This window comes from Thalassoglobus sp. JC818, from assembly GCF_040717535.1.
Lineage (GTDB): Bacteria > Planctomycetota > Planctomycetia > Planctomycetales > Planctomycetaceae > Thalassoglobus.
Window position 1 is genome coordinate 254,781 of the sequence record NZ_JBFEFI010000005.1, and the last position, 13,796, is coordinate 268,576.

A 13,796-nucleotide genomic window follows, 5' to 3' on the forward strand; every position below is an offset into this window, starting at 1 on the left:
GCAGGAAATCTCGTCGTTCCTATCCTATCGGTCCCGTCCCGCGACGGAAAGTCGAGAGTTGGAGTTTCTGACCGCGGATACGCCTGACGATTCCGCCCGATCGACCAACATTCTCCCAGCACGACAGATTCCAATCGCTGCCGATTTCATGATCTCGTAGCCGTCCACTTTCATAGACAAGCTGTCAGAAATGACGCGAAGTCAGGAGCCAAGCCGACCAAATTGCCGATCGAGTTCTTCACGCGTCAGCTTCAGAGCAGTCGGTCGACCATGCGGGCAGTGATGGTGGTCATCGCAAAGATGCCGCTGCGCGAGAAGTGATTCAATTTCTTCAAGCGAGAGTCGTTGGCCAGCCTTAATCGCTGCCTTGCACGACATCATATGCAAGAGTGAGTCGATCATGTCCCGCCGCTCAACTCTTCGACCCTGTGATTCAATCTGATCTGCGAGATCTCTCAAAAGCGACTGAGGATCAGCCCGCGACATCAACGTCGGATAGCCGGTGAGAGCAATCGTGCTTCCGCCAAACCCTTCGATGATGAGACCCAGTTCTGCCAGAACCTCCTGCTGATCAAGCAGTGTCTGTGATTCTCGGCTCGACAGCTCCACCATGACCGGCATGAGCATCTTCTGCACTTCGACTTTTCCGGAAAGCACGCGGCGACGCAGCTGTTCATACATGATTCGTTCGTGAAGTGCGTGCTGATCGATCACGGTCAATCCTTCACGCGTTTCTACGACCAGATAGCAATCGTGTACCTGCATGGCCCGGACATCATCGGCAATCGGTGATGATTCTTCGTTGGAATCGCCATCTGTAGAAGCCTGACCAGTTGAGGCCTGTTCAGAGTCGTTTCCAACTTCCGGTGAATGCCCCTCGAGTGGCAAACTCGAGTTCGAAGCGAACGTCTCATCGGACCGCTGTGAATCTTGTTCTCCGAGCTTCTGCTGCGGGGGAGCATTCAGGCTGTCGGCAGAAAACAAAACTTTTCCGGGTGGAGGTTGCAATTCTTTCTGCACCCAGCTGTTCAGTTCGTTTTTCAACTCTTCTGCAGGAATCGGGCCAGTCGCAGACTGAGCATTTGAGGATCGATTCGGCAGATCGAGCCGCGAGTCCAAATCCATCGAGAGGAACTGGTTTCGCAATGTCGACAACAGCAGCCGATACAGGATTTGACTGTTTTGGAACCGAACTTCCGACTTGGTCGGATGGACATTCACATCGACCTGATTCGGATCGACTTCCAGAAACAGAAATGAAATCGGATGCCGACCAACCATGACCAAACCGCGATAAGCTTCGCTCAACGCGTGCTGCAGAGATCGATCCTGAATCCAGCGACCATTCAAAAACAGATACTGTCCCTTGCGGGTCGCTTTGCTTTGTGACGGATGAGCCACGTATCCGCGAATGTGTGCTCCCTGATGTTCTGACTCGACCCAGATCAACTGCTCTGTGAGCTTAGAGCCATAGAACAGTTCGAGCCTTTCAATAAGTCGATGCGTGGCGGGAAGCTCGTAAACGATCTTGTCGTTGTGACGAAGCACCAGATGCAAGTTGGGATTAGCCAAAGCAATCCGCGTGAACTGTTCAGAGATGTGGCCGAACTCGGTTGCAGGAGTCTTCAGGAATTTGCGTCGGACAGGCGTGTTGAAGAAGAGCTGTCGAACTTCAATGCGCGTCCCTTCGGGACATCCACAAACGTGCGGTTCTTTCAGCAGACCGCCATGGACGTTGAGCTCCATTCCAATATCCGCTCCCCGTCGGCGGCTGCGGATCTGAAATTGAGAGACTTCAGCAATGGAAGCCAGAGCTTCTCCGCGAAATCCCATCGTCTGAACGCGAAACAAGTCATCGGCATCGATGATCTTGCTGGTGGCGTGACTGGCCACGGAGAGTTCGAAGTCGTCGGGGTGAATCCCTTCCCCGTCGTCTACAATTCGGATGCAATCGACTCCGCCGTTTTCAATCTCAACTTCAATGCGGTTCGAGAGCGCATCGACAGAATTCTCCAGCAACTCTTTAACGACACTCGCTGGGCGCTCGATCACCTCTCCCGCAGCAATTTTATTGATGACGCTGGGAGTGAGTTGACGAATCCGTGTTTCGACATCCGTGTGAGTGGGGGACATTCCTGGAATCAGATCAGAAAGGTGAAGTGACTGGGATCACCGAGAATTGATTTCAACGTCAAATGCTTCGTAAATCACCGGTTCAGCCACCGTGTGGACAAATCGCCCCGACCGAAACGACTGCAGTAGATCACTGAAGACTTTGTGGACGAGTGGCTGAGATCGAATCACCGAGCAATTTTCTGAGACTTCGATCGCTCCACAATTGGTTTTACGACGAGAGAATTGGATGAGCCCCAAGTCGTGCGCGTTGAATGGTTGCTCGAAATTCTCGTTGAATTCAAAACGAAATGCGGACCAACTTGCGGAGAAGTAATCATACTCGAATTGGCCGGGAATTGTCACATCTCGACGAGTTTTTCCCGTCACGCATTCGGTCGCGTGCTGCGCAGATTGCAGAGAATCTTCTTCCCCCAATCTACTTGTTCAGTCATCGCGCACTCAGTTACCTAAGCTCTCCTGGAACAACAAGTCAACGATTTGTCGTTGCAACCGATCACACGTCGCAAACAGCGACAGCTTCGGCGAGTCCGTCCCAGGGATCGCGCGTCGGAATGAATTCCTGACCGACGTATCCAGTGTACCCGACTTCGAGCAGCGCCCTCATGATCGGTGGATAGTTGATTTCCTGAGTGTCATCCAGTTCTCCACGGCCGGGGTTTCCAGCTGTGTGAATGTGACCGATCCAGTCCTTGTGCTCACGAATTCGCCGAATGACGTCGCCATCCATGATCTGGACGTGATAGATGTCGAACAACAGTTTCACGTGAGAGGAGTTCACCTCTTTGAGAATGTCGATGCAGTAGTCGCAGTGATCTCCCTGATACCCCGGGTGACCGGTCATCGGCTGCGAGGAGTCTCGAGTGTTCAACATCTCCAGACAGACGGTCACGTTGTTTTTCTCCGCATCCGGAGCAATCTCCTTAAGTCCGGCGACGCAGTTCTCAAAGCCTTCTTCTTTCGAAAGACCGTTGGCCATTCCGGTGAACGTGATAACTCGTTCGACTCCGAACTCCTTGCATTGCTGAATTCGCTCACGGAGCACTGCGAGGCACTCATCCCATTCATTGCGATTATTGAAGCCAGTGCGAAATCCGTGGCTGCCCGCAATTGCACATGTGAGTCCAAACTTCTTCAGAGTTGGCCAATGTTGTGGATCAATCAGCTCAATGCTTTGACATCCAAGCTTCGCCGCGACCTTGCAGTACTCCTCAACGTCGGGCCAGGTTTTGTTATAGCACCAGTTGACCAGCGACTGTTTGATGCGCTGATTCGAAGCGACAGGCTCTTTCGTTTCAGCAGACTTTACAGATGCGGACGTTCCGAGAACGGACGCTGCGGCCAAACTTCCAGCCGAAATCTGCATCCACTGACGGCGAGAAAATTCTGAAGAGTGCGTAGCATCTGACATGTTGTGACCTCGTTCTGTTCATTCATCCGCAAATGATGAATCGCTCAGTGATTCTGTGAAACAATGAGTGTATCGTATTTGAAAGCGTTGATCGATTCATCGAAGCGATGATCAGAGTCGTCCGCGTCCCCGTGATCATTTCGCTCGTCTGAGTTCCCACGATCCGGCGATCGCACGATCAGCGAATGCAAAGCAGTGTGCAAGAAAATGAGCACACTGGCAGCTTGATCGTCGTTGGACGAGACTTGCTTCTGAGCCCTAATCTTTCACACAAGCAGTCCAGCTCAACACTGGGTTTCGGGCGGCTGAGACTTCATCAGGACGGCGAATCGATGTGGACTCAGGAGCTTCGTGCAGTCGCTCTGCTTCCTCGGAGATAATCTGCTTGAACGTCTCAAAGAATGCGTCGAGTGTTTCTTTGGACTCAGTCTCCGTCGGCTCAATCATCATGGCCTCTGGAACAACAAGCGGGAAGTAAACCGTCGGAGCATGGAATCCGTAGTCGAGGAGCCGCTTTGCGATATCCATCGCGGTGATTCCCTTGTCCTCTTTCAACTTCTTCGCCGAAGCGACGAATTCGTGCATACACCGATCTGCGTTCGGAACCGGCATCAGCTCTTCGAGTTTAGTTCGCAGATAGTTCGCATTGAGAATCGCATGCTCGGAGACTCTTCGAAGGCCGTCTGCACCCAAAGTTCGGAGATAGAAATAGCCTCGCAGCAGAATCCCGACGTTCCCAAAGAATGATCTCATTCGACCGATGCTCTTTGGCGGGACAGACAGCTCATAGTAGGGCTGGCCGTCTTTTTCGGTCTTCGTCACGACTGGCCCGGGAAGATAATCGGCCAGGAATGAGCGGACAGCAATCGGCCCTGCCCCAGGCCCACCCGCTCCGTGAGGTCCGGTGAATGTTTTGTGAACGTTGTAGTGCATCATGTCGCCGCCGAAGTCTCCCGGACGAGTAATCCCGAGGATGGCATTCATGTTTGCACCGTCGATGTACACAAGCCCGCCGACGTCGTGCAGGACCGATGAAATCTTCGCGATGTCTTTTTCGAACAACCCAAGCGTGTTCGGATTGGTCACCATGAAGACAGCTGTTTGATCGTCGACGGCATTCTTCAAAGCCTCGACGTCGACGAGTCCATTCGACGAAGGAGGAAGCTGAATGCACTCAAAGCCAGCCAAAGCTGCGCTGGCCGGGTTGGTTCCGTGGGCACTACTTGGGAAGACAACTTTTGTTCGCGATTCTTTTCGATCAGCGAAATAAGCGGACGCCACGTGCAGTGCTGCCAATTCCCCCTGAGCCCCGGCAGCGGGTTGAAGTGAAACCGCTGGCAGCCCCGCGATTTCGCCGAGCATTTCCTGGAGTTCGTAAAGAATTTGAAGCATGCCCTGAGAGTCTTCGACGCGAGCATACGGGTGAAGATCACCGATCCCGTGAAGCTTCGCCAGTCGTTCATGCCGCTTCGGGTTGTACTTCATCGTACAACTCCCGAGCGGATAAAAGTGAGTGTCAACACACATGTTCAGCGTCGACAGATTCACGTAATGCCGAACGACATCTCCCTCTGAAAGCTCTGGGAGAGGAGGCGGAGATTTCGCAAGAATGCTCTCCGGCAACAGCTTGGAAAGTTCGGCGGTTGGAACGTCACACTTTGGAAAAGTGGCGGCGCGACGGCCCTTCTTGGAGAGTTCGAAAATAGAAGCCGTCGCTAAGTTGTTTCGCATAATGCACCGTGGAAATCGTTGAGTTCAAATTGATGCGGATGTCTTCGACCGTCTGAGATCGGGCCGCGTTCCCAGGTTGTCGAAGTCTGTTTTGAAGGCTTCGAAACAGGAGCGAGGCGACCACTGATGTCTCGACGGAATCACTCCTTCAACGCAGACACCAGCGCGTCAATCTGGTCTTTTGTTCGGGTCTCTGTCACAGCGATCAGAACCGAATCCTGCGCGGACTCAGGAGCTCCTGGGAACTGCTTGAGTGAAGGCCCGATATCGAAGCCTGCATCTGCAGCCCGCTGGACAAGTTTGTCAGGATTTCCGGAATAGCTGAGTGTGAATTCCTTGAAGAAGGGACCATCAAAAGCCAGTGCCAGACCATCCACTTCTTGAAGCCGTTCGGCAGCATAGTGAGCCTTTTGACAACTCAAGGTCGCAGCTTCACGGAGCCCCTCAGGTCCCATCAACGAGAGATAAACCGTCGCTCGCAGTGCAAGCAATCCCTGGTTTGTACAAATATTGCTCGTCGCTTTGTCTCGACGAATGTGTTGTTCACGTGTCTGCAAACCGAGCACGTAGCACTGTTTGCCATCGCGGTCTTTCGCAAGCGAAATCAATCGGCCCGGCATTTTGCGAACGAATTCTTCTCGGCAAGCGAGCACACCCAAATAAGGGCCGCCGTACTGCAGCGGAATTCCCAGTGATTGTCCTTCAGCAACTCCGATATCGGCTCCGTAATCGGCCGGACGTTTCAGGACTCCGAGGCTTAGAGGATCGAACGAAACGACCGAAAGTGCTCCGTGCTCTCGTGCGATTTCACAGATCTCTTCTCCAGGTTCGATGCACCCGAAGAAATTCGGTTGCTGAAAGACAACACAAGCCACCTGATCATCGATGACTTCCTTCAGTCGGTTCAGATCCGTGACACCATTCACAGTGGGGATCGTAATGACTTCAGTATCGAGCTCACGAGTGTATGTCTCAACTACCTGACGAAACTCTGGGTGAACGCCTTCGGACAGCAGGATCTTCCCTTCACGGCGGGTCACCCGCATGGCCATGAATGCTGCTTCGCTGACTGCCGTTCCCCCTTCGTAAAGGCTGGCGTTCGAGACATCAAAACCAGTCAAAGCACAGATGAGCGACTGGTATTCGAAGAATGCTTGCAGCGAACCCTGACTCGCTTCCGGCTGATACGGTGTGTAGGCGGTATAAAACTCACCACGACCGGCAATTTCGTCGACAACAGCGGGAACGAAGTGGTCATACGCTCCGCCGCCTCGAAAGCAGACTCGATCGCAATGATTCAAAGCTGCCAGACGGGTGAGATGCTGTTGCAAATCAAGTTCTGTCATCGGTTCTGGTAAATCGAGCTTGCCTTTCAATTGGAGGTCGGCCGGAACCTGCTCAAGCAGTTGCTCAATGTTTTCGCAGCCGATGACGTCCAGCATTTCCCGTTCTTGTTCGGGAGTGTTGTAAAGGTATCCCACTGATTTCTTTCCCAGTCAGCATTGATCGATCGAGAACGTAACCCGATTCGATTGCAAAAACACACAGACCGCATCCGTCTCAGTTCTGTGCTTCGTTAATTTCCAATTTCCAATTGAAGAGCCGGACACTTCGTACTCGCACTGAAACATTCTTCCGCGATGCTTCGTGTGCCTGCCTCTAGGCAGAAGGTGAGCAGGTGATCAAATGATCTTCATTCTTAACCGCAAGGATTGGCCGATGAAAACAGTTCCCTGCGAATTACTCGCTCGATTCAGCGAAAAAGTCGATCCGTGAGTTTCCGCACAGCAGAATGAACAGTTCGATGCGTGCTTCATATTCGCATCGACTGATTTGAAATGACGGACGATTCGAAATCGTGCTCCTCACACAAACCAATTTCGCTGATTCAAACCGACTCAGCCAGACAGTCAAACCGAGTGTTTCGCCCGCCGAATGTGCTAAACACAGCGAGCGAGTGAACCGCGTTCAAAGCAGTTCTTCTCGCTCTTGCGACAGGCTGCAACCGAGAACAAATGAAACTCGAGAACAAGTTGTCTTTTCTGTGCACTCGCTTGCGCGGTCTCACTCGCTGTAAACCTGAGCTTCTCGAGCGAGTCAGTGCAAACTAAGTACGAAGTTGTTCTAGTGACTCTCACACGATTTCTGATAAGCCTCGTAGTCCATCAAAGAACTCAACTCATCAGCATTCTCAACTTTGATTTTGATAATCCAACCGTTGCCGAAGGGATCGTCTGAGAGTGGCGCGGGATCATCTTCCAGAACCGAATTGACTTCAACAATCTCGCCGCCCACAGGAGCATAGAGATCACTGACAGCCTTCACACTCTCGACTTCGCCAAAGACTTCCCCAGCGGAGAAGGACTTACCTGAGTTGGGTAACTCAACGTGAACAACGTCGCTCAATTCTTTCACTGCAAATTCGCTGATTCCAATCGTCGCGATCTCGCCGTCGACGGAAACCCACTCGTGAGTCTTTGCAAATTTCAGGGATGATGGATCCACTCGTTTCTCCTGGACAATGACGAAGAGTTGTGCTCGTCTGGCAGTTTTTAGTCGTGTTGAGTCAACGCGCCAATGATTACGGGACTTGTTTTTCAGCAGCTCGGTTCGTGCGTCTGATCGCCGGTCGGCTGACAGCCATTACGAAGCTCGATCGACGAGATTTTTTCAATTCTCCGCTGATGTCGGCCCCCTTCGAATTCCGTCTTCAACCAGATCTCCACAATTCGTCCCAGGAGTCGATCCCCCAACATATCAGCGGAAAGACACATGATGTTCGTGTCGTTGTGCCGTCGACTGTATTCAGCGGTGACATCGTCATGGCACGTTGCCGCTCGGACCCCGCGAAACTTGTTCGCAGCGATGCACATCCCGACTCCAGTTCCACAGATCAGGATTCCTCGATCGACCTGACCAGTTGCCACTGCTTCAGCCACCTTCGCTGCAAAATCGGGATAGTCAACGCTCTCATCTTCAAAGGGGCCGAAATCGATCGCTTCGTAACCGATTTCCTCCAATTGAGAAAGAATCTGCCCTTTCACCCGTACGCCGCGATGGTCGCTGGCCAGTGCTACTTTCATTCCAACATCCCTCCAAAAATCGGTCGAAACCGAATCAGATCTGATCACTGAATTCCAGTGCGATCACTCCTCGTCAAATGCTGTCGACAACTTGACACAACCGAGCGATCTAAAACGCAAATGAGTCCCAACAAGAATGCTCTTTCGACACTCATCTCTGCGAACAAAACTGACATCGCCGTCTGATGGCGTGTGAAAATTCTGGAAAATCAGTTCAACTTTTGTTTTAAACCATTTTGATGGTGACTCGTCAGTCCCCTGAATTCGTGACATCCGATGAGGGGCTGCATTTGTTCTTGTGATTCGTCGCCAGCCAGAGATGAAACATCACTAGCTGGGCGTCGACAGTAGATTTTGTAAACAACTCTCAATCTCGGAACGACACCGAGAGTACTCTTCGGGTCCTCCTCCGATTGGATCGGAGACATCCCGCTTTTCGTGTGACAACAATCGTGCCTTTCCTTCCAATTCGGGGAAAGCACCCAAGATTGCTTCGAGATGATGACGAGTCATGGCCAGAATATGGTCGCTGTGGAATAGCAGTTCCTCAGTGACCGGCTGACTCTCATGTGAGCTCAGATCGACTCCCGCTTCTTTAAGCAATTCAATTGCCTCCGGGGCCGCTGGGGCTCCGGGGTATGCTGATAAACCTGCTGAAACGACAGCATATCCGCGATCCAAAAGCTCATCTTCCTGACACTTCAACTGCTCCGCAAGCATCTTTCGAAACAGCCCCTCCGCCATTGGGCTGCGACAGGTATTTCCGGTACAGACGAAAAGATAGACTTCACCGTTCATACGATCTAACACTCGCTGACTGACTGCTCCTGAGCGGATGACTTCGAACTGACCGTCTTTAACGGCTGCGACTGTCGGTCCCTCGGGATATCTCGGTTCCGAAGACTCGATTGCAACACTCACGCTGTGCACGTCTTCAGGAAGTTTGTGACTGCCCGGGATCAACAAGCCCAGTGCAGGACTGGTCCCACTCTCGAGCAAAAAACGGCAGAACGAGTTCCCAGGAACACACAATGCCCGACCATGTTTGCTCAAACCCCAGGCAACGTGTGTTTCGTTCCAGTTCTTCGTCAGACGTTCGGGTTCTTCGCTTCCCACCTGCAGAATGACCGGCCCCGGCCAGCATCTTCGCGAGAGCTTTTCAAATGTTGTGGAAGAAGTCTGCACGCAATCATCAGCCGAACTTGCATCGGCCAACGCAACAAACGGGATCCCCGCTGGCATCTGAGCGGTCAATTGCCCCAGCGACTCCCCGGCGGCGGCTTGCTCCGGTTTCCCCAGAACAAGGACTCCAACTTCATCCGGCACCGCGATGAGTCGTCCTGCTTCCAGTTCAGCGACCGCAGCGCGCACAACATCCTCGTACGAGGTGATTCCGTCGAGATCGATTCGTTGCGGCATCCGGGACACATCAATGAACTGTGATAAGACTGACGATTCGTCAGTCCCTAATCGTATCTCAGCCCGAACGCATGTTCAACTGGCGACGTTTATCGCTTCTTTCGTCGCGAGCACTTCAACAGGACACTTCGCAACTCGCGGAAAAGTGACCTTACGTGAAGCGGCCACAGCGCCCTCTCCTGTGGAGTCACCCCCAGCTACGTTTCAGTCGGTCACCGCTTCCGACAAGACCTGGGAATAGTATTCACGAGCCTGATCGTACGCCTTCTCAGCTTCTGCTCGTTCGGATTCACGAATCATCGGCGATTTGGACTTCCAGCAGACGTCGACACTGTCTCGACACCATTCAGCGCTGCGGCGGCTCGCTCGAATCGGCTTCCCGTCGACTTCGACGAAAACTGGATTCGTGTGGCAGGACGGAAGAATCCGCACTGCAACCCAGCTGGACTGATCGAGCTGTGTTTCGAACTTCAGATCATTGATTTCGCCATCAGCCTCAATTTCGACACGCTCAGCGACCTGTCCATTCACGATGAGTTCAACCGGAACTTTTCGAGTAGCGCCGACACGACACCTCTCGATGTGCCAGTACGGTTTCTGATCCAGTCGACGCTGGCGTATCAATTGAGCGGTCGTTGATGGTTCTGATTCAAGCAGAGCAGCAACCTCACATTGGACGGTGACAAGGCCAGCTTCTTTGAGTTCAAGTTGACTGATCTCGCCGGAAGTTCCCGGTTCTCCGACAGCCACATCATTGACGCGGAAGTTCATCAGATGACTGAGACCGTCTCCGCAGTAGCTTCTTCCATCTTTCACTCCCTGAATCCAGGTATCGAAATTGACTGGGCCGTCGCCATCTTGTTTGACGTAAATTCTACCGAGCCCAACTCGGTCCCCGTAAATGCAGGGGAAGTCGGTTTCTCCGCTGATGCGAGAACGCAACCCGCAATTCAACGTGTGGTACCAGATATTGAGTTCCCAGATCGCCGGAGTGTCAACCGCCGAGATAAAGTCACACACCCCATGAGCAGCTGTGACGATGTATTCGTTGGCTCCAATTCCATCAAAGGGAGGGATTTCATAGTCGGGCAGTGTCGCGACAGCACTTCCCTGAACCTGTTGATTCGCCCCTGACCTTAGGCGTTGACCATTTGGGCCAACATCGGGAAGGGCAAGTCCCCAACCTGAGTGGCTATATCCGACGACACCTCCTTGTTCTTTTCCCCATTTGAGAACCGGAAGCGTCCAGCTGGGCCATTCTTCGATCAGTGTTGTCCCGGGGTAGTCGTCTTCAATCAGGCGAAGAAGACACAGATGCCCGGCGTGAGAAGACGGAAAACCACTGACTTCCACGTCGTACCGCATCAGATACTTCTCTGTTGAAAGTTCGTGAGTGGCCCCTTCAAAGTATTCTTTCTGCGTGTACCAGCATGGTCCCCAGCTGAGAACGCACCCCACGTTCAAGTCTTCGCCCAGAATGTGCCGCATCATATCTTCCGGTCCAACACCTTCCGTCGGGCTGTCATAGTGAGCACACCCGGCAGCATGAACGTGATGATCGCCCGAAATCCATCCCTTCTTGGCGGGATGAATCCAACGTGTCAGCTGGAATGGAACTCTCTGGTTTGGAGATGCGGAGACGGTGAAACTTGTCCGTTCGACTTCGTACTCCGGGCCACGTGAGATCGCCACGGTGTAGTCCCCCGGTGGGAGGCGAACGGTTTCGCCATCTTGTCGGTAGACCTGCTCGTGAAAGAAAAAGTCTGGAGCGAGTCGTTTTGAAGGATTCGGATATACACGGCCGAATCGATCCCGGATGACGAGAGCTGCCATGGTTGGAGAACCATCGTGATCGAGAATTCCAAGCGTCACTTCAACTGCTGGTTGACACTCAAACAAAATTGGGACGGAGTTGCGGAAGCCAATGTCCTGTGTTCCCTGACCGACATGAAATGAAATCTGAGCTTCCCGCTTCCCGGTATCCCGCGAGTACAGCTGCGCGATTCGATATTCGAGTTCCAATCCAGAGAGCCTTCCCCGCATCGGCTGCGAATCGTACATCGAGACATCGAGAAATCTCCGCTCGACTTCGGGGCGATCGATCAGATCCTGATCGGTCTTGGGACGCTGTCGCGCTCCGCGGCCTCGCTCGTAGACGGCGAGGGCATTCGGGCTTTCAATCGCCAGTTTCGGATTGATTCCAGCCTCGTTGTGAACTTTGACCAGAAACGACCGCCAGCCGTGCTCCATCAATTCCTTCGGGCAGGGCCCCTCTGAAACTTTGACACGACTCTCCGCATTAATATGCACTCCAGCGAGACAGTGCGGGTCCAGCACATCCTGAATCGCTTCGGTCACTTCTCGATCGGTTTCTAACTCAAAAGCTGCACTGAGAGCCTGCTTCTCTTCGGCGGAAAGTGGTTCGCCGATGAAGTCCAGTGTCTCGACCAGACGTTTCGTCGCTTCAATCAATGGTTGACGCTCAACGCGTACGACTTCCGGGAAGTCCTGACTGAACGCCACGGAAACCGAACCCAAGACACAGCACGTGATGACTAATCCTCGAAACATGAATCTATCTCCCGACGGTTTCCGATTCTGAGTTCGTCAACTGACAACGCTTTGAATGACGTTTCCATGCACATCTGTCAGGCGCATGTCTCTGCCGCTGTAGCGAAAAGTCAGTTGCTCATGGTCGACCCCAAGTTGATGTAGCACTGTCGCCCATAAATCATAAAACGTTTGCTTGTGTTCCACGACGTGATAGCCGTAGTCGTCGGTCGCTCCATGAACAACACCTCCACGAATTCCGCCGCCTGCCATCCAGACACTGAACCCGAAGGGATTGTGATCCCGTCCATTGCTACCCTGCGAAAACGGCGTTCTTCCGAACTCGCCTGCCCAGATGACAAGCGTTGAGTCCAGCAAACCGCGAGATTTGAGATCCTTCAGCAGACCGCCAATCGGCTGGTCGACTTGTTCAGCCATCCTGCGATGCCCCTCCTCAAGCCCTCCATGCTGATCCCACGGATTCGCCGCCTGACTTCCTCCGGGAACTTGAGGCAGACACGTCAACTCGACAAATCGGACTCCGCGCTCGACAAGCCGTCTCGCCAACAGACACTGCCGGGCATAGCCTGCAGTTTGCGAGTTCGCAGAACGTGTGCCATAAAGATCGTGAATGGAATCGGATTCCTGGGACAGATCACAGAGTTCGGGAACGGCAGTCTGCATGCGATAAGCCGTTTCGTAGTTGCGAATGGCTGCTTCAACTTGCGAGTTGTGTTGAACTCGGCCGGAGAACTTACCATCGAATTCAGCAATCAATGCCATGCGTCGACGTTGAACGTCATCGAGTTCCCGAGGCTGAATATTCGGCACGGGTTCGTCCGAGTCGAGATCGACAACCGAAGCCTGGTGTTCGGCCGGGAGGTAACCGCTGCTCCACTGACCAACTCCGCCGTGTGGAACTCCGGACTGACCACTTCTCAAGACAACGTAACCGGGAATGTTTTCGTTCTCGGTTCCAAGTCCATAGTTGATCCACGCTCCCGCACTTGGGTGACCGATGAATGGAAAACCGGTGTGGAACGCAAAGTTCCCCTGAGCATGCTCATTCACAGGAGTCGTCATCGATCGAATGATTGCGAGGTCATCCGCAGACTCTGCGATGTGCGGAAACATCGAGCTGATCGGAATTCCGCTCTCGCCCCACTGCTTAAATGAGAAAGGACTGGGAAAGATGTTGCCGTTGTTGTTGAACTGTGTCCGTTCAACCTTCACCGGCATTGGCTTTCCCGCTTCTCGTTCGAGTCGGGGTTTAGGATCGAAGGAGTCAATGTGAGAGACACCTCCCGACATGTAGCAAAGAATGACATTCTTCGCGCAGGCAGGAAGACGATTCGCTGCTTGCGATTCAGCGGAGACCGAACGTGCGAGATGCGACAGCGCTAACCAACCGAATCCGCACGATGTCGACTGGAGCATCCGCCGTCGTGAAAAGTGTTGAGTGATCATTT

Annotated in this window: 9 protein-coding genes; all 9 read right to left on the bottom strand. The window is 52.9% G+C overall.

Going from position 1 to position 13,796, the window contains the following annotated elements:
• Positions 1–201: 201 nt before the first annotated feature.
• A complete protein-coding gene (gene mutL, locus AB1L42_RS15000; RefSeq protein ID WP_367057228.1) occupies positions 202–2,133 on the bottom strand; it encodes a DNA mismatch repair endonuclease MutL in 1,932 nt (643 codons plus the stop codon).
• A 496-nt stretch (positions 2,134–2,629) separates the two neighbouring features.
• Positions 2,630–3,544 carry a TIM barrel protein gene (locus AB1L42_RS15005; RefSeq protein ID WP_367057232.1) on the bottom strand — a complete coding sequence of 305 codons (915 nt, stop codon included), beginning with the start codon at positions 3,542–3,544 and terminating at the stop codon, positions 2,630–2,632.
• Positions 3,545–3,802: 258 nt separating this feature from the next.
• The gene (gene gcvPB, locus AB1L42_RS15010; protein ID WP_367057235.1) at positions 3,803–5,275 is read right to left on the bottom strand and encodes an aminomethyl-transferring glycine dehydrogenase subunit GcvPB; all 1,473 of its coding nucleotides are present in this window, start codon (positions 5,273–5,275) and stop codon (positions 3,803–3,805) included.
• A gap of 140 nt (positions 5,276–5,415) precedes the next feature.
• A complete protein-coding gene (gcvPA, locus tag AB1L42_RS15015) occupies positions 5,416–6,756 on the bottom strand; it encodes an aminomethyl-transferring glycine dehydrogenase subunit GcvPA (protein ID WP_367057238.1) in 1,341 nt (446 codons plus the stop codon).
• A gap of 643 nt (positions 6,757–7,399) precedes the next feature.
• Positions 7,400–7,780, bottom strand: coding sequence for a glycine cleavage system protein GcvH (gene gcvH, locus AB1L42_RS15020; protein WP_367057241.1), 381 nt, complete (start codon positions 7,778–7,780; stop codon positions 7,400–7,402).
• A 92-nt stretch (positions 7,781–7,872) separates the two neighbouring features.
• Positions 7,873–8,358 carry a ribose 5-phosphate isomerase B gene (gene rpiB / locus AB1L42_RS15025; protein WP_367057244.1) on the bottom strand — a complete coding sequence of 162 codons (486 nt, stop codon included), beginning with the start codon at positions 8,356–8,358 and terminating at the stop codon, positions 7,873–7,875.
• A 330-nt stretch (positions 8,359–8,688) separates the two neighbouring features.
• Positions 8,689–9,777 (bottom strand): hypothetical protein, encoded by a 1,089-nt coding sequence (locus AB1L42_RS15030; protein ID WP_367057247.1) that lies wholly within the window; start codon positions 9,775–9,777, stop codon positions 8,689–8,691.
• A gap of 204 nt (positions 9,778–9,981) precedes the next feature.
• Positions 9,982–12,348: a CehA/McbA family metallohydrolase gene (locus AB1L42_RS15035; RefSeq protein ID WP_367057250.1), complete on the bottom strand. Its 2,367-nt coding sequence runs from the start codon at positions 12,346–12,348 to the stop codon at positions 9,982–9,984.
• A 36-nt stretch (positions 12,349–12,384) separates the two neighbouring features.
• A complete protein-coding gene (locus tag AB1L42_RS15040; protein ID WP_367057253.1) occupies positions 12,385–13,794 on the bottom strand; it encodes a DUF1501 domain-containing protein in 1,410 nt (469 codons plus the stop codon).
• Positions 13,795–13,796 lie beyond the last annotated feature (2 nt).